Below are 25,153 nucleotides of genomic sequence, written 5' to 3' on the forward strand. Positions count from 1 at the left end.
GTAAAATGTGGTTTATATAGTATGCGCGCATAGCAAATTGATATTACAAATTTTGAATATCTTTAGTCCTTAAAATTTTTAATATGAAAAAAATCATTGCAGTTATCGGGTTCCTTGTCTTGTCTTCAAATTTTGTTGCTCAGGAAAAACTAACCTACCAAAAACCTCCACAAGAAATTTTAGAACTAGTCGATGCTCCTTTAGCACCATCCGTTTGGATTGATAGCAAAGGAGAAAATGTCGTTCTCTTTTATCGCGATGCCTATAAATCAATCGCTGAACTATCCGAGCCAGAGTTACGTCTGGGAGGACTGCGAATAAACCCCAAAACAAACATTGGTAGCCGCACAAGATTTTATAATAATATAATGGTGAAAAAAGCCACCGAAAAAGATGCGCGGCAAGTATCGGGAATCCCCGAAAACCCAAGGATTTCTAGTTTTACCATTTCTCCGAACCAGAAAATGGTTGCATTCTTAAATACTTCGGAAAACGGCGTACATGTTTGGCTTGCAGATATTGAAAAAGGTACTGCCAAACAACTCAGCACTCTAAAAGTAAACGCCAATATGGGCAATCCTATTAATTGGTTTAAAGACGGGGAAGCGCTTTTGGTAAACGTAATTGCGAAGGATAGAAAAGAATTAATAAACACTTCCGAAGCAATTCCCGAAGGACCAACAGTTACAGTTAGTGATGGTGAAAAAGCCCAAAACAGAACCTACCAAGATTTGCTAAGCAGCCCAAACGACGAATACAATTTTGAGCAATTAGCGCTTTCAGAAATAAAGAAGATTTCTGTGGAAGGATCGGTTACCGATTTTCTTCCCACTGCAATGTACGATGATATCGATTTTTCGCCAGACGGAAACTATGTAATGGTGAATTCACTTAAAAGACCCTTCTCTTATATTGTGCCTTACAACCGTTTTCCATTTGAAAGTACTATTTACAGCAGCGACGGAAAACTGATTCAAAAAGTAAATGATGTTCCGTTAAACGAAGTAGAACCAAAAGGTTTTATGGCAACCCGAATGGGGAAACGAAGTATGAATTGGCGCGCAGATAAACCCGCAACTATTTATTGGGCAGAAGCTTTAGATAAAGGCGATCCTGAAATAAAAGTAGATTTTCGCGACGCAGTTTATGAATTGCAAGCTCCTTTCAACGGAAAAGAAAAATTACTTCTGAAAACTATAAACCGTTATTCTGGCATTACCTGGGGCGATGATAAATTAGCAATTGCTAGTGATTATTGGTGGAACGACCGAAACACGAAAAGTTATATTTTTAATCCGTCTAATGCTTCGGAAAAACCAAAGGTTATTTTCGACAGAAATTATCAAGATAAATATAACGATCCGGGGAATTTTGTAACCACCCGAAACGATTTTGACGAACGAGTACTCGAATTAGAAAACGGCAACGCTTTTTTAATGGGCGATGGCTTTTCGGAAAAAGGACAATTTCCTTTTATAGATGAATTCAATCTAAAAACACAGCAAACTAAACGCATCTATCAATCTGAATATACCGATAAATTGGAAAACCTCAATTCGGCAATAGATATGAAGAAAGGGAAAATTTTGGTGCGCATAGAATCGCAGAATGAATACCCAAATTATTACTTCAGAAATATTAAAAAGAAGAACGATTTAACGCCAGTTACTTCTTTTGAAAATCCTTTTAAAAGCATACAAAACGTCCACAAAGAAGTTATTACTTACAAGCGCGATGACGGCTTGGAACTGGAAGGAACTTTGTATCTACCAATTGGTTATGATGTAAAAAAGAAAGAAAAAATGCCGATGATTCTTTGGGCGTATCCACGTGAATTTAAAGATAAAAACAGTGCCTCACAAACCACTACAAACCCAAATGAATTTATTTATCCGTACTACGGATCGCCTATTTATTGGGTAACGCAAGGTTATGTGGTTTTGGACGATGCCGCTTTCCCAATTGTGGGTGAAGGCGATGAGCAACCCAACGATACTTTCAGAACGCAGTTAGTTGGCAATGCAAAAGCTGCCATTGATGCGGTTGATAAAATGGGCTATATTGATAGAAATCGCGTTGGCGTTGGCGGACATTCCTACGGCGCATTTATGGTGGCAAATTTATTAAGCCATTCTAATCTCTTTGCAGCTGGAATTGCGCGAAGTGGCGCTTACAATAGAACATTAACTCCTTTCGGTTTTCAAAGTGAAGAACGCAGCTATTGGGATTCGCCGGAAACATACAACACCCTATCACCTTTTATGCATGCCGACAAAATGAAAAGGGTACGGTAAAGGGACATCCTTTACAAAGTTAAAGGGACATAGTTTACACTTTTAAGATTCATAAATTGCTTGAAAAAGCGATTTATCATGGTCTGGAAAGCAAAAACTAAAATGGAACAAAAGGTAGAATTTATTCACGAATGGTTAACCCAAAATTACACCATCACAGAACTTTGTAGGTCATTTAATATATCGCGACCTACCGCTTACAAATTGATTTCTCGGTATGAAAAAATGGGATTATCGGGCTTAATTGAGCAAGAAAGAGCCCCGATTAATCACCCCAACAGAACCGATCAAAAAGTAGCGGATTCAATTTTAAAATTAAAGAACAAACACATGCTCTGGGGTGCCAAAAAAATCCGCATATTGTTGTTTAAACAGTATCCAGAGGAACTTATCCCAAGTGTGGTCACGGTCCACAACATCCTTTCTAAAAATGGTCTAGTTAAACCTCAAAAACGAAGCAGAAGAGTCAAGCCCGTGTATCCAATTTTCGATCCCAAGAAGTGCAATGAAGTTTGGAGCGCAGACTATAAGGGGAAGTTTTTAATGGGTAATAAAATATACTGTCATCCGCTTACTATTGCCGATTCCAAAAGTAGGTTTTTGTTTACTGCCAAAGGACATTACAAAGAAAATTTTATCTCTGTTAAGCAAGAGTTTACAAAGGTTTTCAGAAAATATGGCATTCCAAAACAGATACATACCGACAACGGAAGTCCCTTTGGATCTGTAGCTGCTATTCAAAGATATACCAGGCTATCTTATTGGTTTATTGAACTGGGAATAGACCCGGTTTATTCCGATCCCGCACGACCAGATCAGAATGGACGACACGAGCGTATGCACCGTGATTTAAAGGCAGCTTGCGCCAAACCCTCATCATTCGATTTAAAGGCCCAACAACGTAGTTTAAATCGTTTTGTAAAAGAATATAATCACATTAGACCCCACGAAGCTTTAGGAATGAAAACCCCAGCAGATTGCCATGATTTTTCCAACAGGCCATACCCTGAAAAGATCCCAAAATATGATTACCCAGCAACAATGAAAGTGATGAAAGTATGCCAAAATGGAGCCATGCGGTGGAAGTCGTATTATTGGGTATATTTAAATGCTGGACTTAAGGGCAAATACGTCGGTGTTGAAGATCAGGGAAACGGAATTTGGAGAGTATTTTATAGAGATGTATTTTTAGGGTACTTTAATGAAAATAGCATAAGAGATAAACAAGTATCAATTAGACTAAGTCAGAATCTAGTGTAAAGCATGTGACTTTAACTTTGTAAACTATGTGCCTTAACGAACAAAAGTCCGTTGTTGCTAATTCACGGCGAAGCAGACAATAATTCGGGTACTTACCCATTGCAAAGTGAGCGCTATTTTAATGCCTTAAAAGGTTTAGGTGCAACGGCTCGATTGGTTATGCTTCCGAAGGAAAGTCATGGCTATAGCGCAAAAGAAAGCGTGCTTCATGTGCTTTGGGAACAAGATCAATGGCTTGATAAATACGTGAAGAACAAAGCCGAAAATGATGTAAAGCTGACCGAAGAAATAAAGAAATAGTTGTAAAAAGAAAAAAGGGCGCAAATTAATGCGCCCTTCTTAAACAACCTAACCAATTAAATAATTGAATATTTTTACTTTTTCATAGCAATTTAATACTCGATTACTTCCTGTAAATATACCACACTTTGTTTAGTCTAATTGTTAAAGGATTAAACAATGTTTTGTTAAAGTTTAGTTGAATTTTTTCATAACTGTTAAACACTCCGTTTAATTCATTTTCCCCCTACCCTTTCATCACTTAAAATTTTCTGTGACAACGTGTCAGCATCCAATCAATTGGTACTTTCTTTGACTATACTAATTCAAGAAAATTAATTTAAGTATAATAAGATTTCCGCCTACGCTGGAATTAAAAACAACACTAAGAAAATGAGCAAAGGAACTATCAATGTATCAGTGGATAATATTTTCCCACTGATAAAAAAGTTTTTATACAGTGATCACGAAATTTTTCTTCGTGAATTAATATCGAACGCTACCGACGCAACTTTAAAAATGAAGCATTTGGCCAACATTGGCGAGGCTGAAGGAGTTGAATACGGTAATCCGATGATTGAATTAAAGTTGGATAAAGAGAAAAAACAACTTCGCATTATAGATCAAGGAATTGGGATGACCAAAGATGAGGTTGAAAAATACATCAACGAAATCGCCTTTTCCGGAGCAGAGGAATTTCTTGAAAAATACAAAGATAAAGATGGTAAAGATGCCGGGATTATTGGGCATTTCGGTCTTGGTTTCTATTCTGCCTTTATGGTTGCAGAAAAGGTAGAAATTATTACAAAGAGTTATAAAGATGAGCCAGCGGTTCATTGGGCTTGTGATGGTTCGCCAGAATTCACTTTAGAAGAAGCAGATAAAAAAGTAAGAGGTACAGAGATTATTCTTCACATTGCTGAAGATTCTACCGAATTTTTGGAAGATAACCGCATCTCAGAATTATTGGTGAAGTATAACAAGTTTATGCCAATCCCAATTAAATTTGGAACACGCACTGAAACCCTTCCAAAGCCTGAAGATGCTAAAGAAGAAGACGAAGCGCCTACTGCGGAAGTTGATAATATTATCAACAATCCAAGTCCGGCTTGGACAAAGCAGCCAACAGAACTTGAAGAGAAAGATTACAATTCATTTTACAGAGAGTTGTACCCGATGCAGTTTGAGGAGCCACTTTTTCACATTCACTTAAATGTAGATTATCCGTTTAATCTTACTGGGATTCTTTATTTCCCGAAGATGAGCAACGATATGAGCATTCAAAAGGATAAAATTCAACTTTATCAAAACCAAGTTTTTGTTACAGATAATGTTGAAGGTATTGTTCCTGAATTTTTAACAATGTTGCGCGGTGTTATTGACAGTCCAGATATTCCATTAAACGTTTCACGAAGCTATTTACAAGCTGACGGTGCAGTTAAGAAAATTGCTAGCTACATAACACGTAAAGTTGCAGATAAGCTGAAAACTCTTTTCAACAACGACCGTGAAGGTTTTGAAAAGAAATGGAACGATATTAAAATTGTAATTGAATACGGAATGTTGACCGAAGATAAATTCTTCGAAAAATCGAAAGATTTTGCACTTTACCCAACGGTTGACAATACATACTTTACTTTTCCAGAATTAAGAGAAAAGATAAAAGATGCGCAGACTGACAAAGATGGTAATCTTGTAATTCTTTATGCCTCTAATAAAGAAGAACAACACAGTTATATTGAAGCAGCCAAAGAAAAAGGTTATGAAGTATTGCTTTTAGATTCACCAATTATTACACATTTACTTCAAAAGGTAGAAGGAAGCGAAGAAAAAATCTCTTTTGTACGTGTAGATAGTGATCACGTTGAAAGCATTATTAAAAAAGACGAAGAGCAGATTTCTAAGCTTTCTGATGAAGAAAAGGAAACTTTGAAAACATTTTTGGAGGGCGTTATTCCGAAGGAAAAATTCAGCGTACAGTTGGAGGCCTTGGATAGCAATGCAAATCCGTTTATAATTACCGAGCCAGAGTTTATGCGAAGAATGAAAGATATGCAGAAAACTGGCGGCGGCGGCGGAATGTTTGGTATGGGAGGCTTCCCCGATATGTATAATTTAATTGTGAACACTAATAATGAACTTATAGGTGAAATTTTGAACACCAAAACCGAAAAGAAAAAAGAACGCTTGGTAAGTCAAGCTCTAGATTTGGCAAGGTTGAGCAAAAATTTATTGAAAGGTGAAGAACTCACAGCTTTTATAAAGCGTAGTTATGAAATGATTAAATAAAAACAAGCATCTTAATTACCTGAAAGCCATTACTGTATCTACAGTAATGGCTTTTTTCATGAACAGAGATGAATAAAAAATAATAATTTTCTTAAAATTTTTAAATTTTCATAGAAATAACCTTTCATAAAGGAGCTAATTTCAAATATTTAACATACTTTTAATGGTATAACTATAAATAACTTTAATTATGAAAAAAATTACTCTTTTCTTGCTTCTGACGCTGTTTGCGACGCTTTTCGCAGAAGCTCAAGAAGAAAGGTTAGCTACGGGAATTCGTAATGTGCAATCTTCACAGATTCAAACAACACAATCGCGTGCCGTATCAACTATTTATGAAACCAGCCATACTGGGGCAAATGGAGCCGAAATAACGGCCGCTGCAAATGGTCCAAACACCTCTATGGCGGATGCTATAGTACTAGCGGGAACAAATAGAGTTTTACAAACTATTACTGTCGAAGTTTTTAATCTTGCTTCTAATGCTCCTTACAATTTAAACCTACGTATTTATACAGATTGCACCACCAACGGAGCGGCTGGTGCTTGCGGTAGCGGTCCCGGAACTTTAATTCCGGCGTCTTCAGTAACACAAGCTGTAACCCCTGGCCCAATAGGCTCTATTTATTCGGTAGTTTTTACATTGCCCAATGTTAATATTTATTCTGAGACAGACAATGAAATTTCAGTTGCCTTAAACGCAAGTAGAAATGATGTTTACTGGATATTAAATGAAAATATAGCAATTGGCTCACAACCCGCGGGAGATCCACCTACCGGCGTTGTTCAACGATGTGGAAGCGCAGTGGCCAACAATGGATGCGCACGAGCTTTTGGCGGCGTTTTAAATAATTTCGCCTTAAAAATAGAAGCAGAAGCTGCCCCACCAAATGATTTATGTGCGAACGCTATTACGATTGCCGGAAATGGACCAATAAACGGAACAACTGTTTTTGCGTCTATAGATGCAGCGCCAACGTGTATCACCACCGTAACTGCACCCGGAGTTTGGTATAAATTTACCGATAATAGCGGTGCCGGTGCTACTGTTACGCTAGATTTATGTACTTCAACTGCTTATGATTCAAAACTAAGTGTATATCGTGGAAGTTGTGCAGGTTTTATATGCGTAACTGGCAATGATGATTTTTGTGGTCTGCAAAGTAGAGTACAATTTGCCACTACTCCAGCAACTACTTATTATGTTTTAGTTCATGGTTTCGGTTCAGCTACCGGGCCCTTTCAACTTAATGTTGCAGGATTCCCTATTATAGGCAACGCACCAACTATAGTTTGTCCATCAAACATAACTGCAAACAACTCACCCGGGACCTGTGGTGCCGTGGCTAACTTTGCAGGAATAGCTTTTGACACCGAAGATGGCAACATCTCTGGCGATATTGTAGCAACACCACCAAGCGGCAGTACTTTCCCCGTGGGCGATACAACGGTAACAATGGCTGTTACCGATAGCGATGGCAATACTTCATCTTGTAACTTTGTAGTTACGGTTGTAGATAATCAAAATCCTGTTGCAATGTGCCAGGACATCACTATAGATTTAGACCCGGTTACTGGTATGGCAACAATTACAGCTGCTGATATTGATAACGGATCTACGGACAACTGCGCCATAGCGTCTAGAACTTTAAGCATGTCTTCATTCGATTGCTCGAATGTTGGTGCTAATACCATAACAATGACCGTTACCGATACGGCAGGAAGAACTGCAACTTGTACTTCAACAGTAACTGTTCAGGATGTTACTCCTCCTGAAGTATTCTGCGTAGGTGGCTTTGGAATTTTCTCTGAATCTGAAGATTTTGAAGGTGCTACCATCCCAACTGGATGGACTACTGTAATTAATTCTGGCGGACATGATTGGACCTTTGGAAGCGGAGATATGCCAACTGGTGGTGATTTTACAACCAATGCAGCAATTTTTGACGATGATGCCGCTGGACCTGGAACTGCAAATATAGCGAGTCTTTTATCTCCTGTCTATGATTTAACGAGTGCAAGCAACGTACAACTTTCGTTTGATTATGCACTTCAGGATTTTGCTGGCTCAGGAGTTTTATTTGCTGAAGTTTGGGATGGTACTGCTTGGCAACAAGTTTTTATTATCGACAATGCAGATACAAATCCTACAAACACTGGAAATATAAATGTTTCTGCCTTTGTAAATGCAGCATTTCAAGTTCGATTCACCTTTGATGATGAAAATGCTGGATGGAATTGGGGAGCTGGTGTTGACACCTTCTTATTAAGCTATGAATCTGCAGCTGGTGGAGGACTTGATGTTTTCCTTGATGCAAATGGAATGGCTTCTGTAAATCCTAACGATCTTGTTACTGGTGTAAATGAAGCTTGTGGATATACCATTACTGCCGGAGGTGTTGGTGGAGGAACAATGGGTTCTCTTACTACTTTATTCGCTACAAACAATGGCGGATCTGCAAACTGGACTGTAATGTATGACCTTACCGTAGGACCAAATGATATTGACATCACCGATCTTGATGTAAATACGGATGCTACAGGTCCTTTCAATTTAAATTTCTACACCTTGGTGGGAACTCACGTTGGCAATGAAACCAATGCCGCTGCTTGGGGAGCCCCTAAAAGTTCAGGTGCCGGTACCGCTCTTGGAACTGATCTTCCTAGCAATGCCGTTCTTGCAACACCAGTTACGTTAACAGCAAATACCACCTATGGTATAGCCATTACGATGGATGTTGATGTAAACTACACTAACGGAACCGGATGTCCTGGAAATCAATGCTTCGACAATGCAGACCTATCGTTAGCCTTAGGTAAAGCTGTTTCAGGAATATTTACTGGATCGGTATTTTCACCACGTATTTGGAATGGAACTATCCATTATGTAACTAGTGGTGGTTCTGGTTTAGAATTCACTTGTGCAGATTTAGGTGAAAACATTGTTGAGGTAACTGTTACAGATGCTAGTGGAAACTCTTCTACCTGTATGGCAGTTGTAAATGTAATAGACAATATTGCACCTGTTATTACTTGTGGCCCAGAGCCAACAGTTAGCGCAACGGTATCTGACAGTCCTGCATTAGCTATTCCAGATGGTGATCCAATTGGAGTAACTTCAAGCATAACTATAGCTGAAGATGTAATTATTTCAGATTTAAATATTAATCTAAATGTTACGCATTCTTGGGTTGGTGATGTTAGTACAACAATTACCTCACCCGCCGGCACATCTGTTACAATAGTTGATAGACCAGGTTATACTGGATCAGGATTTGGTTGTAGTGGAGATGATATCTTAGCTACACTTGATGATGCAGGAACAGGCCCAGTAGAAAGCCAGTGTGGTGCTGGAGTACCAACAATTGACGGTACATTCACACCTAACAATCCTCTTTCTGCTTTCAATGGTGAAAGCACAATGGGTAATTGGATTATTACTATTTCTGATGCTGCGGGTGGTGATACAGGTACACTTAACTCTTGGGGTATAAATTATTCATACGCAAACACAAATACTGATGTTGTTATTGAATTAGGCCCTAACGGTACTGCTTCCATTGATCCTTATGATATTATCAACAGTGTAATTGAAGCTTGTGGAATTGCTACCGCTGCAGTAGATGTACCTACCGTAAGTTGTGCAGATATAGGAGCGCCAATTCTAGTTACTGTTTTTGTAACAGACGGAAGTGGCAATTTAGCTTCTTGTTCAGCAAACATTATTGTTGTTGACAGATTGGCTCCAGTGATTACTTGCCCTGCAGACCAAACAGTTGATCCAGGACCAGGTAATATATTCTATATTTTACCAGATTATTTTGCAACTGGAGAAGCCATAGCTGACGATAACTGTACAGACCCAGTTACTAATACAACTCAAGTTCCTGCTGCAGGTACGGCATTGCCTGATGGTGTTTACACTATTAGTTTTACCGCTACTGATGAATACGGAAATATGTCATCTTGTGATTTTGAACTTTCAGTTCTATCTGTCCTTGGTGTGAATCAAAACTCTTTGGAAGCTGGTGTGGCTTTATATCCAAACCCAGCGAGCAATGTTGTAAACCTTGTTAACAAGACCAACATCTCTCTAGAGAAATTGATGATTTATGACATAAACGGAAGACTTGTAAACCAAGTAGACCTTCGTACAATGCAAGGCGAAAAAGCAGTAGATGTTTCATCTCTTGCCGCTGGAATTTATATGGTACAGATAATTGGTGATAACGCTAGTACAGTGAAGCGTTTAATTAAAGACTAATTTTTCTATTATAAATAATCAATTTAAAAAAGAAAGCCTTCCTACTAAAAATAGGGAGGCTTTCACTTTTTAGTAAAATGAAGCATGACAAGAGCCTCAAAAAGATTACTTTTAAAATCTTAAAAATAAGCTATGTTACCTTGGCATCAATATTTAATGGGAGTGCTATTTGTGCTTGCCGGAATGAATCATTTTCGAAAACCAAAAATATACGAGCGCATCATGCCTCCGTATATTCCTGTTCAAAGTACAATGGTAATGTTGAGCGGTATGGTAGAAATGGTGCTTGGCTTTATGCTAATGAATAAAAACACCCAAGAAGGAGCAGCTTGGGGAATTATTGCAATGCTAATAGTGTTTATACCTATTCACATTTATATGCTCCAAAATGAAAAAGCAGCGATGAAACTACCTAAATGGTTGCTTCTTCTAAGACTGCCACTACAATTTGGACTAATGTATTGGGCGTATTTATATACTTAGGTGAAGGAAGATTTCTTTATTTAACTGAAAATTTCATTTAAAATTTCTGCTAAACGAATTCCACCTTTTTGAAGTTGAAAGCGAAAAGTGTCTGTATACTTATACATATAACCGTAACCTAGGCTTTCACCAACTTCAGTATTCTTGTAAATCTCTTCACAAAGCTCACGGCTTTCATACATCCAATCTAAAACAGTGCCTTTTTGAATAACAGCTACCTGCTGCTTCGAAAGTACATCGGTATTTGCAGCTAGTTCTGTATAAGACATATTATACGAATCGATCATTTTTGAATCCCATACAGCGTGTAGATTTGTGCCATCCTTAAACCAACGAACTTGAAAATCATTTCCCCCTTTATCCTCAGCTAAACCAATATGCAAAGGCTGGTGTAAATCTCCCATAAAGTGAACCAACATTTTAAGGTAAAAAGCCTTTTCACCTTTGGTAGACTTTTCGCTTTTTAGTGCAGAAATACAATTTTCAATTGCCTGAATTATATCGCCATCTTCACTTTTAGGATGAGTTTCATATTTGTCCCCAAATGGAAAACTTACATAATGCCAAGGTCGGTACTTATCATAATTACGGTCACTTTTAATGTCATCACCATAATTTGCTACAAAAGCTAGGGAGTGTCCGTCTAATATTTTCGCGATTTCCTTTCCAGCTTTTTTATTTAAATATTCATCGGCAACTTCACCAACTACTCTATGGCCTGTCTTACCCCAATCGTCTATGGCAAAAATGTTATTTGAAAATAATAAGACCAATATAATTGCAACAACTCTTTTCATATTTATAACTTTAATTTTCCATCAAAATTTAATGGAAGCAAAGATAGCAACCATAACTTCAAAATTGATTCTAAACTTTTCAAAAAAATAAAAAGAATTATACGCACGCATTTAGCTACATTTATAATCGTTTTCGCCACTTTACATTTTTTTGCTTGGGGTGAATACAAAGCAATATTACCGCGTTTTTTGTGTTAAAGCATACCATTAATCTGTAGGGACTAAAAAAATACTTATGAAACGAATTCTTATAATTTTTCTTTTTTTCATAGGAATAGCTACGGCACAGAACAAAAATTACATTTCTGAAGACCTGAAAATTACGCCACTCATTGATGGAACTCTTTTAATTCCCGAAACCAATGAAAAGCAATTGTTGGCAATACTAATTGGAGATAGTGGTCCAACAGATAGAAATGGAAACCAACAAATGATGGTTAACAATTCACTAAAATTATTAGCTGAAGGACTTTACAAAAATGATATTGCTTCCTTTAGGTATGATAAAAGAATTGTAAAACAAATGAAGAGCAACGCTCTAAATGAAAAAAACATTCGGTTTGACGATTTTATTGGAGATGCTATTGCAATTCTTAATTACTTTAAAAAAGACAAACGCTTTTCAAAAATATATATAATTGGCCATGGTCAAGGATCGCTTATTGGGATGGTAGCTGCACAAAATGGTGCAGATGGTTTTATTTCCATAGCTGGAGCTGGGCAGGAAATAGACGATGTAATTGTAGACCAATTATCCCAACAGGCACCGGGACTTGTAGACAGCGCACGAACTTCATTTGACGATCTTCGAGCTGATGGGGTGGCATATAATTACAGTCCAGGTTTGGCTTCCATTTTTAGAAAGGAAATACAACCTTTTATTTATACGTGGATGCAATACAATCCAAAAGTTGAAATCACAAAACTCAATATACCAGTATTAATACTTAATGGCGGAAAGGATATTCAGGTGCAAGTTTCCGAAGCAGAATTATTGCAACAGGCTAAGCCCGATGCAGAATATGAAATTATCCAAGACATGAATCATATCTTAAAAGAAATTGAGGGTAATGATCTGGAAAACAGCAAGTCCTACAATATTTACAATCTTCCCATTATTCCTAAAGTGATCACCATAATTAGCGATTTCATCAAAAAATAATTCAAATTAAAAAATAATTGTATTTTGCAGCAAAACCATTAAAAATGCAGGATACAGCCATCGAAATTATAAAGGACACTACTCCCCTTTTTACCAATGACACTATCGTTTTTGGTATATTAATGATTGCCTTAGGCTTCATTTTTTACACATCCTCAAAAGAAGAAGGATTCTGGAAGAAATTTTACGGTGTTGTTCCAGCGCTTTTTATGGCGTACTTCATCCCCGCCCTATTTACAACCTCCGGACTTATTTCACCAGAATGGATTTCTGTTTCAGAAACTGGTGAGCCAACTGTAGGAGAATCTAGTTTATACTATATGTCTAGCCGTTATTTATTACCTGCAGCATTGGTATTAATGACGCTGAGTATAGATATAAAAGGAGTTTATAATTTGGGACCAAAAGCACTAATAATGTTTTTGGCAGGTACTGCAGGTATTGTAATTGGTGGACCTTTGGCGGTATTAATTGTAGGTACAATTCATCCAGAGGCTGTAGGTGGCGAAGGAGCCGATGCAGTTTGGCGTGGGCTATCCACATTGGCGGGAAGTTGGATTGGCGGCGGTGCTAACCAAACCGCAATGTTAGAAATTTACGGCTACAACCAAAAGCTTTACGGCGGAATGGTTTTCGTAGATATTGTTGTTGCAAATATTTGGATGGCAATTGTTCTCTTCGGAATTGGGAAATCGGCAAAGATCGATAAATGGCTGAAGGCAGACACTTCTGCTATAGATAACTTAAAAGATAAAGTCTCAGAATATTCTAAAAAGGTAGATCGAAATCCTACTTTGAAGGATTTGATGATTCTAGCAGCAATCGCTTTTGGGACTGTTAGTTTCGCACATTTTGGAGCGAATTATATAAGTGCTTTCTTTACCTCGGTAGTAGATGGAATTCCAAAAGGCATAACCCGAAACATATTTACATTCCTAGATTCTAGTTTCTTTTGGATGATAACCATTACTACAATTATTGGGGTGTTACTTTCCTTTACCAAGGCAAAAACATACGAAGGTGCTGGAGCAAGTAAATTTGGAAGTGTATTTATCTACATTTTGGTGGCGAGTATCGGAATGAAAATGGATCTGACGCTAATTTTCGACAATATGTGGCTTATTGTTATAGGATTAGTTTGGATGACAGTACACGCCGGAATAATGATTTTAGTAGCCAAATTAGTTCGAGCTCCATACTTTTTCTTGGCCGTTGGAAGTCAAGCCAATGTTGGTGGCGCAGCATCGGCACCCATTGTTGCTTCAGCATTTCACCCTTCATTAGCGACGGTTGGCGTACTCTTGGCTGTGTTCGGATATGCTATAGGAACGGTGGCAGCAATTTTATGTACAGTTTTAATGCAATTGGCTTCTGGCGGATAAAATTTCAAAAAAAATATCCATATTTGCAGCTTCGTAAACCGAAGCTGTTTTCAGCCTTAGCCTGACCTTTAAAAAAATACAAAATGCGTTATTTCCTTTCTATTACAATAGTATTTCTGACCTTAATTGGCTGTTCTACAAATACAGACATGATGAATCTTACGGGCAATGTAAAAGGCTTGAAGAAAGGCACTATACTTCTGCAAAAATTCGAAGATACTTTGTTAGTTACTGTAGACTCAATTATTGTTGATGGGAGTTCGGAATTTACTTTTTCTGAAGAGGTGAAGAGTCCAGAAATCTATTATTTATATGTGAGATTGAAGGACGGAACACTACGCGATGACCGTATAACGTTTTTTGCTGAAAGCGGACCAATCAATATTCAAACGAACCTGAAAAATTTCGGAAACGCTGCAGTTGTAAAAGGCTCCGAAAACGATAGTATTTTAAAAGAATTCGATAAAATCAAGCAACGCTACATTGTAAAAAATTTAGAATACATTGAGCAACGTCTTAAAAGCGGAAAGAAAAATAACGACTCGTTAGAAATGGATTTAAACCGAAAGCAACGGTCATTGATTAGCAGTAAATATTTTACAACAATAAACTTTGCGCTAAACAATAAAGATTACGAAGTAGCTCCTTATTTAGTATTGAGTGAAGCTTATAATACTAATATAAAATATTTAGATACCGTTTATAATGCGCTTGCACCAAAAATAAAAGACTCCAAATACGGTAAGGAATTGGAGTCTTTTATTGTAATGCGTAAAAAGAGTGATACTATCTTATAGTGCGTTAATCTTATCTATAAGTTTTCTACCGCGTTCTTCAAGTTCTGCGTGTACGGTATTAAAATGTTTCTTTTTATTGTCAACATCCTTTTGATTTACCTTTGTTATAAGATCATCAAAAGTGATGATTGCTTCATCGATAAGTGCTTCTGCTTTTTTATTATCCTTATCAGCATTGGTTAATTCCCAAATGTAGACAGCTTCAATAATATCGCCCAAAACATAGTTAATGTCTTTTTTTAAATCTCTTACGTTTGCCATTTTTATTCGTTATTTATATTGCTATTAGTTATTCTCGGTTATTTTTTAAATCGGGCAAAGGTACGAACATTTAGGGAATGTACACCTCCAAAAAGCTTGCTGAATTTGTAATAAATTTTATTTCAGGTAATTGAGCCGGAATTAAAATTGTTTGACCCATCTTTATTGATTCTGAAAAGTCGTCGGTTTCAATTATTGCTTCCCCTTCCACACACATATAAACTGTAAATGAGGGTATTTGTTCTAAATCTCTAGTGTAACTTTTAGAGAGCACTAGTTTATTCACACAAAAAAAATCTGTTGTTCCAATATGAGTGGGAGCATTTTTCGCTTCAGAATAATCTACTTTAGATTTTGAAACACTAAAATCTATCGCCTCCAAGGCTAGATCTGTATGTAATTCACGCATCTGTCCGTTAGTGTCGGGTCTATTCCAATCGTAAATTCTATAGGTTATATCTGAGGTTTGCTGAATTTCAGCCAGTAAAACGCCAGCACCAATTGCGTGGATTGTACCTGGTTTTAAAATAAAAGCTTCGCCTTTATTTACTGGCACAGAATTTAGTATTTCAGTAATCCTATTTTTTGAGAGCGATTCAAGATATATACTTTGATCCATCTGCTGATTAAAACCTACAATTAGCCTCCCATCCTTTTCAACATCGAGAATGTACCACATTTCAGTTTTTCCGAATGAATTATGTCGTCGTTTCGCTAAAGAATCGTCCGGATGCACTTGAACTGATAGATCTTCGCAGGCGTCTATAAATTTAAATAGCAATGGAAATTGATTGCCAAAAGCGTTATACACTTTCTCTCCAACTAATTTCTCTTTATAATTTTCTAATAACCAACTTAAGGATTTTCCTTTAAGTGGTCCATTTTCTATTTCTGAAATATTTTCTTCAACACCAGTTATTTCCCAACTTTCGCCAATATTATCATTTCCATGTTTATGAAATAACTCATTTAATTTATTTCCTCCCCAAACTTTTTGTTTCAGTATAGGGTAAAATTTAAAAGGATATAAAGGTGAAATTGTAACCATCACTTTCCGTTATAAACAACGAAGTTACGGGGTGTTTCATATAATTTTATTGAAATGCCGTATTTCGAATCGATTCGATTTCTAATTTTATTCCAAATTACCACGGCTATGTTTTCCACCGTGGGATTGAAGTTTTTAAATTCTGGAACTTCAATATTCAAATTTTTGTGATCAAATGAATCTTCAATCTCTTCTTTTATAATATTGCTCAAAATTTTGAGGTCCATTAAAAAACCTGTTTCTGGATCAATTTCACCAGAAACTCCAACCTCTAACTCATAGTTATGTCCATGATAATTAGGGTTGCTACATTTTCCAAATACAGCTAGGTTTTTAGCATCATCCCATTCCTTTCTATAAAGGCGATGGGCTGCGTTAAAATGCGCTTTTCTATAAACAGTTAGGCTCATACAGATAGATGCTGATAAAATTTATCGAATATAATTTTGAACCAAGCCGTATATATCTCCGGATTGTTATTAATGTCTTTTTTCACTTCTTCCATCTCCATCCATTTCCATGATGCCACTTCTTCAGGATTAATTTGCGGCGTTCCATCAAAGTGTCCTATCAGAATATGATCTAATTCGTGCTCGGTTAGACCATTCTCGAAAGGTGCTTTATAGATGAATGAAGTTGTTTCTTTCAAATCTGTGGAAAAACCCATTTCTTCAAAAAGTCTTCTTTTGCCAGCATCAAGCGATGATTCACCATCGCGCTGATGACTGCAGCAAGTGTTTGTCCACAATCCTGGTGTATGATATTTGTGAAGCGCCCGTTGTTGCAACATCAATTCATTTTTATCATTAAATACGAAAACTGAGAATGCGCGATGAAGAACACCTTTTTCGTGCGCCTCCTGTTTGGGCATTAAGCCCAATCGCTCATCATTTTCATTAACGAGGATAACTTGTTCTTCAATCATATTAAAAAGCCTTAGGGTTCAAAAATACGAAAAGGACGGCTGTTCTAAAAGTAAAAAGCGCCCAATAGTATCTATTGAACGCTTTTCCATAAACATAATCTGGTCAGCCTAATTTTTTATAATAAACATTGATCTTCTATTGAGTTGGTGTTCTTCTTCGGTACAATCTACATCGTTACTACATTGGTTTATCAGTAAAGTTTCTCCGTAACCTTTAGCAGTCAAACGAGATTTGTCGATGCCTCTTTCTGCTATCCAATTTAGTGTAGATTGAGCCCTTCTTTCCGAAAGCTTCATGTTATAGGCATCTCTACCTCTTGAATCTGTATGCGATTCAATGTGGATTATTAGCTCTGGATAAAGTTCCATTGCATATAATATTTTGGCCAATTCTATTTCGGCATCGGGACGAATAAAGTCTTTATCGTAATCGAAATAAATAGGTTGAAGTTCTAGCATACAACCTAAATCGTTTGGCGGACAAGGCTGCTTTAGCTTTAATTGAATATCAATATCTATCACCCCTCCAACTTTTGGAGTCTCAACAACTTCTTCTTTTGGGTAATATTCTTTTTTGGTAGCTCTAATAATATATCTTGTGTCACATTCTGTGGTAAAACTAAATGCGGCATCTTCACCGACGGTTACTGTTTCAATAACTCTATTGTCCGCGCTAAGCAGTGATACTTCAGAACCAGGAAGTAATTCTTTGGTATCAATATCAGTAACGATACCATTGATTGTCATCACACATTTTTCATAGAAATAATAAATTTCATCATCAATAGCACCACGTCCACCGGCAGCATTTGAAGTGTAATATCCAGCCCCTTTAGATTCTTTGATTATCAGTCCAAAGTCATCTTTATTTGTATTTATGGGAGGTCCAAAATTAGAAACCTGAGTCAAGTTTCCATTATTATCTAAGGTTGCCACGTAAATATCGAGCCCACCATTACCAAAATGGCCGTCACTAGAAAAATAAAGATTGTTATCTTCACTGATAAAAGGAAATGTTTCTCTAGACCTTGTATTTACTTCTGGCCCTAGGTTTACTGGAACTCCGTAGGTAATTTCACCAACGGAATCTTTTATAATATCTACTCTATATAAATCTGACCTACCATAACCACCAGGCATATCTGAAGCAAAGTATAGTCGCTTTTCATCGTTATTTAAAGCAGGATGAGCTGTACTAAAAGATTGCCCATTAAAAGGAAGCTCTAATATATCTTCCCAGGATTCTTCACCCTTTTTATCTTCTTTTAAAGTAGCTCTATAAATTTTTAATCTAATTACCCTTTCTTTATCATACCCTTTTTTTCCATCTTTAAAGTTGTTTCTAGTAAAATACATGGTTTTACCATCCTTTGAAAAAACAGGAGTAGATTCATGGAGGAAAGTGTTAACATCTCCTTTTAATAATTTAGGATTAGAAAGTCCACCATCAGCATCCACATCTGCAGTATATAGATCTAAGTAAGGCATATTGTTCCAATTATGCGCTTTTAATTCTGAACGCTCTTGGGAAGTAGATGAGTAAGCGATTTTATCCTTATAGTACGTTGGACTAAAATCTGACCATCGCGTATTGATGGCTACACTATTAATTATATATTTAAATGGATGTACGCCTAAGCTTAGTAAATATTCAGGATCGTTATCGAATTTTTTTATATTCTTTTCTCCGCCGCCCTTACTGAAATAAATATTCATTATTTCGTCAGACTTCACGTAGTTGCTTACACTTTTTAAAGTTTGCGCAATACGGTAGTAGTATTCAGTTTCAATACCATTTGGAAATTCATTAAGAAGTTTGAAATACCATTTTTCAGCATTTACATAGTCGCTATTGTAATAATAAGTATCACCAAGTTTTTTATAAATCTCAGCAGAGCTATAACCATTCTCAACAACCTTTAGATAGATCTCTTGAGCATTTATATAGCCATATTTATCAAACTGCTCATTAGCCTTGGCTATTTTTACTTCTTGGGAAAACACCAAGTTTGTGAACAACATTAAAACTACTAACGTACTATTACGCAGTATAATAAAATACTGCGTTTTTAAAAAACAATTTACATTTAAACCTGCATCCATTATTGAAAAGCTTACTTATGTTTTTATAAACTAAGTGTCTAAAGCACTCATTCTATTCTATGGTGAGTTAGATCTTCACATTCATTAAGCAAATTAGGGAGTCCGGGGTTTGTTTTTTAAGTATTTATAATTTGAAATTAATCCTTTATAATGAACATGGATCTTCTGTTAAGTTGATGTTCTTCAGCAGTACAACTCACGCCGTTTGAACATTTGTTTATTAGACGACTTTCACCATATCCTTTTGCAGATAGTCTCTTTTTATCGATGCCTTTACCTACTAACCACTTAAGGGTAGATTGTGCGCGACGTTCAGAAAGAGCTAGATTGTATCTATCATTACCACGTGAATCTGTATGCGACTCTATGTCGATATTAAGTTGAGGATATGTTCTTAGCGCAGCAAGAATCTTAGCTAATTCAATTTCAGCATCTGGACGAATGAAAGATTTGTCGAAGTCGAAATAGATTGGCTGCAGTTTCAAAATGCAGTTTAAGTCATTAGGATCACACCCAATACGTTGTAATGGAATAGGAACATCTACTGTTCCTGTAACGAATGGAGTTTTAATAGTTGTTTCGTAAGGCGTGTAGTCTACTTTTACACCTCTAACTATGTATTGCATACCACATCCAGCTATAAAGCTATAAGTGCCATCAATTTCAGAAGTGGTTTGATTCACCAATTGATTGTTTGCATCAAGTAAGCTTACTTGTGCATCAGCTATTGGCTCCTTTGTGTTTTTATCAAATACGATTCCCTTTATGGTAATTGTGCAAGACTCTTTTATTAAATAAATTTCATCGTCAGCACTTCCTCTCTCTCCACTTCTATTTGAAGAGAAATAGGCTATACGATCTTTTTCGTTTATAATAAAACCAAAGTCATCTTTAGAACTGTTAGAAGGTTCTCCTAAATGCTGAACTGTACTAGGCATACCTTTTTCATCGAGTGAAGCTACAAAAATATCGAATCCACCAAGTCCTGAACGACCATCGCTTGAAAAATATAGATTGTTATTGTCGCTAACAAACGGAAAAGAATCTCTACCCCCCGTGTTTACGTTGGGTCCCAAATTTACTGGGGGGCCATAACTATTGTTTCCCAAAATCTCTACAAACCAAATATCATTCATTCCAATGGCTCCCGGCATGTCTGAAGAAAAATACAATCTTTTTTCATCCGGACTCAAAGCTGGATGAGCAACAGAATAGCTATCATTATTAAAAGGTAATTCTACAATATTTTTCCAAGTGTTCTCACCTGCTCTAGTAGCTTTGTAAATTGCTAATTTTAGTGTTTTAAACTTATTAGTTTTCTCAAAGTCCTTTTTACCATCTAAGATTTGATTTCTTGTAAAATACATGGTATTTCCATCTTTCGAAAAGGTAGGTGTAGATTCGTTATAATCAGTATTTACATCTCCTCCTACTCGAACTGCATTACTTAATTTTCCATCGGCGTTTCTATCTGCAATAAAAAGGTCTAAATATGGTTCTTGAGTCCAATCATCGAATTTAGGAGTAACTGTTTGTCCAGCAGAAGCAAAGATTATTCTATTGTTCATATAAAAAGCTGGTCCAAAATCTGAAGTGGGAGAATTCACAGATACTGCATCAACTCCAAAGTTTTTTGAGTTAAAAACAACACTCTTTAAATATTCTGGATCGTCAACATAATTATTAACTACAAATTCAGTACCTCCCTTTGCCAAATAATCCTGTAAAAGGGCATCAGCTTCTTGGTTTTTTCCTAAACTTTTTAACGACTGGGCAGCTTTATAATAGTATATAGGTTCGGTTTCATCGGGAAATTGGTTTACTAGTTTATAGTACCATTTTGCCGCATTTGAATAATCACTATTGAAATAATACGTATCTCCCAAATTTTTAAAGATTTGAGCAGACTCGTATCCATCTTCTACAACTTTCAAGTAGATTTCTCGCGCATCTATATACGCATACTTATCAAACTTCTTGTTTGCTTTTTGGATATCCTTTTTTTGTGAAAAGGCGCTACCGGCAGTAAGAACAACCAATGCGAAAATAAATATGTTACGTATAATTGTGTTCATAATCTTTACTATTTTAAAAGAATCTTGGGGTTAGTACGCGCTCTGGTCTGTTAAATAATTCAAACCTAAACATAATTTCATAAGAACCATCACTGTAAGCTTCTATGTCTGTTGTTTGGTAATCATACGCGAAGCCTATATAAATACCATCAGTAGCTTGGAAGCCTACTAATCCACTCATAGCTGCGCTCCATCTGTATGCAGCACCTAATGTAACTTTATCATATAACAAGAAGTTTGCAGATACATCTGCTTGTAGTGGTGAACCTGTTACCATTTTTACAAGCGCTGCTGGCTTAAACTTTAAATCATCACTAAGATCGAACACGTAACCAGCGATCAAAAAGAAGTGCATACGTTCTGCAGCAGTAGTTTCTATTTGAGTATTTTCAATACTACCAACGTCGAAATGTTTTGTTGTTAAGAAGTTCGGTACAGATAGTCCTGCATAGAACTTTTCAGTATTATAATATACACCAGCTCCAATTTGCGGCTGAAGTTTGTTGTCTATATTATTTTCTTGGAAGTATGGATCATTCGGATCGAAGATATTCAATTTTGTGAAATCAACATCTAGAATATCCACACCAGCTTTAAGACCGAAAGATAGTTTAGCATTATCAGAGGTATTAATACTATATGAATAATCTATATTGAAATTGGTTTCAATTGAAGGTCCAATGCGATCATTTACAACAGATAGCCCTAAACCCATATTTTCGGCCACAGGCGAGTTTACCGTAAAAGTTCCCGTATTAGGTGCTCCCTCTCCAAAATTGACCCATTGGGTACGATAGAGTAAACCAAAACTTAAGACTTCACGATTTCCCGCATATGCAGGGTTTACCACCTGCGTATTATACATGTATTGGGTGTACTGTGGATCCTGCTGCGCTTTACTTGAAAACGTGCCAAGTAAAATCAAAATTAGTAGTGTTAGATAACTGTGTTTCATAGTTATGTATTTTAATCCTGGGAGGGAAATTCCTCCCAGGAATTTTTTTGATTTCTCTATCTGTTAATATATAAGTATCCGTTATAACTTCCTTGGCCAGGATTATCTTCTGGGAAGGTAAGAATATAAAAGTATGTTCCTGTTGGCAATTCTTTGTTTTGTTCTACAGTTACTCGTCCTTCGGAAATACCTTTGAAAGTATTTTCGTTGTCGTTAGAACCTCCATAACCATCAGTTTCAAAGACAAGTACTCCCCATCTATTGAATATCTTCACGTTATTAATAGGATAGTTACTAATACCTTCAATTAAGAAGAAGTCATTGAAACCATCGCCATTTGGTGTAATACCGTTAAATATTTCAAAGGTAGTAGGTAATACTAATGGAAGCGTTACAACTGTTGGATCATCCGGATCACCATCTCCGTTGTTATCGAAATTGGTTAGATCTGTTGGATCATCAGAATCATCTTCTACAATATTACCATCTATATCCTCTCCTGTAGCAGTTGCTTGGTTTACTACTTCACCATTATCTATATCCACTTGAGTTATAGCATAGCTAGCTGTAAATGTAGTATTATCTACTTCACCTGGCTCCAATTGAGCGATAGGGCCTCCAGTTATAATAATTCCTGGTAGTGGATCTGCTAATGTAATGTTATAGACTGTTACAGTTCCAGTATTTGTTACTGTAAATTGGTATGAAATTGTTTCACCAACATCAGATGAGCCGTTATCATTCTCATCTACAAATACGCCAGTTTTCTCAAGTGCAATTGACAAGTCTTGACAAATAACTGTAATAGTAGGATCATCTTCAGTATAACTAGTATCATCAGATTGATCAAATACTACATTACCATTAGGTGCAGTACCTTCTGCCGTAGCTTGGTTTTGAATGAATCCTGTATCTATATCTGTCTGAGTAATTGTATACACTGCCGTAAAGGTAGATATATCTTCTTGACCAGCAGCCAAAATAATCGGTCCTCCAATAACAGCTACCATTGGGTCGGTAATAATTACATTAGTTAACTCAACGTTTCCTATGTTTTTAACACTAAAAGTGTACGATATAGTTTCTCCAAGGTCTGCACATCCATTATCGTTTTCATCATTTGGAACACCTACTTTTATTAAAGCAATTGCAGGGTTCTGACAGATGTTTGTAATTGTTGGATCATTTTCAAATTCACTATTGTCATCAGATAGATCGCTAACAGTATTACCTAAAGGATCGGTACCAGTTACTGTTGCTTGGTTCTCAACAAATCCAGCGTCTATATCAGTTTGCGTAATTACATACCTTGCTGTAAATGTTGTTGCATCAGTAGTGTTAGGAGCTAATGCAATTGGCCCTCCAACAACGGTTACCAAAGGATCGGTAATTGTTATGTTAGACAATGTAACATTACCAAGGTTGAATACTTTAAATGTATAATCTATAGCTTCATCTACATCTGCACAACCATCTCCATTTGTATCATCAAGAACACCAGTTTTTATAAGTGCAATTATAGGGTTCTGACATACTACAGTTACTGTTGGGTCATCTTCTAGAACGCTGTCATCATCAGAAAGATCGCTCACCACTGTTAAATCTGGCTCAGTTCCTTCTACAGTAGCTTGGTTTGTAACTTGACCAGCATCAATATCTACTTGTGTAAGTGCATAGTCTGCAGCAAATATCCAAGTTTCAGTTTCTTGAAGTATTCCATCTCCATCATCTCCTGACACCAATATAATAGGCACAACTGGATTCGGTGCTTCTAATAGTGGATCAGTTAAAGTAATTGTGCTCAATGGAACATTTCCTTCATTAGTTACGGTAAAAGTGTAAGAAATGGTTTCATCTACATTTGAACAACCGTCTTGATTCTCATCGTTAAGAATACCAGTTTTCACTACTGCTATTGCAGGTGCTGGTGTTTTTTGAACAAGTAAATAAACTGTAGCTCTATCTGTTGCAACAGGGCTTCCATCATCAAAAATACCGTAAACAAATTGATCAGTTCCGGTGAAATCAGCTCCTGGGGTGTATTCAAATGTACCGTTGGCGTTAATTACTAAGGTACCATTTGATGGACCACTAATTGGGCTAATAGTAACATCAACTGTTTGATTATCTCCCTCTGGATCATTGTCGTTGTCTAATACATTACCAGAAATAATTGTGTTCAATTCACCATTATAGGCATCGTCATTAGCTATAGTAATATTGACCTTAGAATCTATTATATAAATAGTAACTACTGCAGTATCACATAGTGCTGGTGTTCCGTTATCACAAATTGTATATTCAAATGTGTCAACTCCTATAAATCCTGGATTTGGTGTGTATATGTAAGTTCCATTAGGATTTACTACTACCGTACCGTCAGTTGGTGCCGTGTTAGCTGTTACAACGATTGGATCGCCATCTGGGTCGAAGTCGTTTACAAGTACATTACCTCCCACTGGTACATCAACTAACGTTACATTGGTATCATTGTTTGCAACTGGCGGATCATTGCCAATTGTAATTCTAATAACCTCAATTGTAACTATCGCTGTATCACAAGCTATTGGATTTCCACCATCACATATTTGATACTCAAAAGTATCTGTTCCAACGAAATCTAAAGCTGGTGAATAAATGTATGTTCCATTGGCATTAAATACCACGGTACCACTTGTTGGACCGTTTACCAAGGTGAACACTTCCGTTCCTGCTGGACCGTCAGGATTCTGATCATTGGTAGATACATCGCCTCCTACTGGTAGGTTCATAAAGGTAT

General features: G+C 36.7%; 17 protein-coding genes and 1 pseudogene. 9 read left to right on the forward strand and 9 right to left on the reverse strand.

Going from position 1 to position 25,153, the window contains the following annotated elements:
* Nucleotides 1-83 precede the first annotated feature (83 nt).
* From AC3RVF_RS05580 to AC3RVF_RS05605, 6 genes and pseudogenes are all read left to right on the forward strand, one after another.
* Nucleotides 84-2,294, forward strand: a complete 2,211-nt coding sequence (locus tag AC3RVF_RS05580) for an alpha/beta hydrolase family protein (protein WP_489692952.1) — start codon at nt 84-86, stop codon at nt 2,292-2,294.
* Nucleotides 2,295-2,396: 102 nt separating this feature from the next.
* Nucleotides 2,397-3,554 carry an integrase core domain-containing protein gene (locus tag AC3RVF_RS05585; RefSeq protein ID WP_489692953.1) on the forward strand — a complete coding sequence of 386 codons (1,158 nt, stop codon included), beginning with the start codon at nt 2,397-2,399 and terminating at the stop codon, nt 3,552-3,554.
* A gap of 42 nt (nt 3,555-3,596) precedes the next feature.
* Nucleotides 3,597-3,854, forward strand: a pseudogene (locus tag AC3RVF_RS05590) (alpha/beta hydrolase family protein); the annotation flags it as partial.
* A 372-nt stretch (nt 3,855-4,226) separates the two neighbouring features.
* On the forward strand, nt 4,227-6,122 hold the full coding sequence (gene htpG, locus AC3RVF_RS05595) for a molecular chaperone HtpG (RefSeq protein WP_489692954.1): 1,896 nt from the start codon (nt 4,227-4,229) through the stop codon (nt 6,120-6,122).
* A 190-nt stretch (nt 6,123-6,312) separates the two neighbouring features.
* A complete protein-coding gene (locus AC3RVF_RS05600) occupies nt 6,313-10,386 on the forward strand; it encodes an HYR domain-containing protein (RefSeq protein ID WP_489692955.1) in 4,074 nt (1,357 codons plus the stop codon).
* A gap of 132 nt (nt 10,387-10,518) precedes the next feature.
* Entirely contained in the window at nt 10,519-10,869 is a 351-nt protein-coding gene (locus AC3RVF_RS05605; protein ID WP_489692438.1) for a DoxX family protein, read from the forward strand.
* Nucleotides 10,870-10,889: 20 nt separating this feature from the next.
* On the opposite strand, the gene AC3RVF_RS05610 is transcribed toward AC3RVF_RS05605, so the two are convergent.
* The gene (locus tag AC3RVF_RS05610; protein ID WP_489692956.1) at nt 10,890-11,666 is read right to left on the reverse strand and encodes a S1/P1 nuclease; all 777 of its coding nucleotides are present in this window, start codon (nt 11,664-11,666) and stop codon (nt 10,890-10,892) included.
* 235 nt (nt 11,667-11,901) lie between these two features.
* Between AC3RVF_RS05610 and AC3RVF_RS05615 the strand changes: the two genes are divergently transcribed.
* From AC3RVF_RS05615 to AC3RVF_RS05625, 3 genes are all read left to right on the forward strand, one after another.
* Nucleotides 11,902-12,828: an alpha/beta hydrolase gene (locus AC3RVF_RS05615; protein WP_489692957.1), complete on the forward strand. Its 927-nt coding sequence runs from the start codon at nt 11,902-11,904 to the stop codon at nt 12,826-12,828.
* A 44-nt stretch (nt 12,829-12,872) separates the two neighbouring features.
* Entirely contained in the window at nt 12,873-14,210 is a 1,338-nt protein-coding gene (locus tag AC3RVF_RS05620; protein ID WP_489692435.1) for a DUF819 family protein, read from the forward strand.
* An 83-nt stretch (nt 14,211-14,293) separates the two neighbouring features.
* Entirely contained in the window at nt 14,294-15,007 is a 714-nt protein-coding gene (locus tag AC3RVF_RS05625; protein WP_489692958.1) for a DUF4369 domain-containing protein, read from the forward strand.
* Here AC3RVF_RS05625 and AC3RVF_RS05630 read toward each other — a convergent pair.
* The 8 genes from AC3RVF_RS05630 to AC3RVF_RS05665 all read right to left on the reverse strand — a co-directional run.
* Nucleotides 15,002-15,268, reverse strand: coding sequence for a hypothetical protein (locus AC3RVF_RS05630; protein WP_489692433.1), 267 nt, complete (start codon nt 15,266-15,268; stop codon nt 15,002-15,004). The two genes, AC3RVF_RS05625 and AC3RVF_RS05630, sit on opposite strands and share 6 nt — an antisense overlap.
* Before the next feature lie 70 nt (nt 15,269-15,338).
* Entirely contained in the window at nt 15,339-16,316 is a 978-nt protein-coding gene (locus tag AC3RVF_RS05635; RefSeq protein ID WP_489692959.1) for a type I phosphomannose isomerase catalytic subunit, read from the reverse strand.
* Complete coding sequence (locus AC3RVF_RS05640; protein WP_489692431.1) at nt 16,316-16,726, reverse strand: 6-pyruvoyl trahydropterin synthase family protein; 411 nt, start codon at nt 16,724-16,726, stop codon at nt 16,316-16,318. The genes AC3RVF_RS05635 and AC3RVF_RS05640 overlap by 1 nt, the downstream gene beginning before the upstream one ends.
* Nucleotides 16,723-17,241, reverse strand: coding sequence for an isopentenyl-diphosphate Delta-isomerase (gene idi / locus AC3RVF_RS05645; RefSeq protein WP_489692960.1), 519 nt, complete (start codon nt 17,239-17,241; stop codon nt 16,723-16,725). Before idi ends, AC3RVF_RS05640 begins: the two co-directional genes overlap by 4 nt.
* Before the next feature lie 108 nt (nt 17,242-17,349).
* On the reverse strand, nt 17,350-19,344 hold the full coding sequence (locus AC3RVF_RS05650) for an OmpA family protein (protein WP_489692961.1): 1,995 nt from the start codon (nt 19,342-19,344) through the stop codon (nt 17,350-17,352).
* A 137-nt stretch (nt 19,345-19,481) separates the two neighbouring features.
* Nucleotides 19,482-21,419, reverse strand: a complete 1,938-nt coding sequence (locus AC3RVF_RS05655; protein ID WP_489692428.1) for an OmpA family protein — start codon at nt 21,417-21,419, stop codon at nt 19,482-19,484.
* Between the two features lie 13 nt (nt 21,420-21,432).
* Nucleotides 21,433-22,374 carry a PorP/SprF family type IX secretion system membrane protein gene (locus tag AC3RVF_RS05660; RefSeq protein WP_489692427.1) on the reverse strand — a complete coding sequence of 314 codons (942 nt, stop codon included), beginning with the start codon at nt 22,372-22,374 and terminating at the stop codon, nt 21,433-21,435.
* Nucleotides 22,375-22,430: 56 nt separating this feature from the next.
* Nucleotides 22,431-25,153: DUF7507 domain-containing protein (locus AC3RVF_RS05665; protein ID WP_489692962.1), on the reverse strand; the 2,723-nt coding region annotated here is incomplete at its 5' end.

The organism is Aequorivita sp. IT1183 (assembly GCF_058068265.1).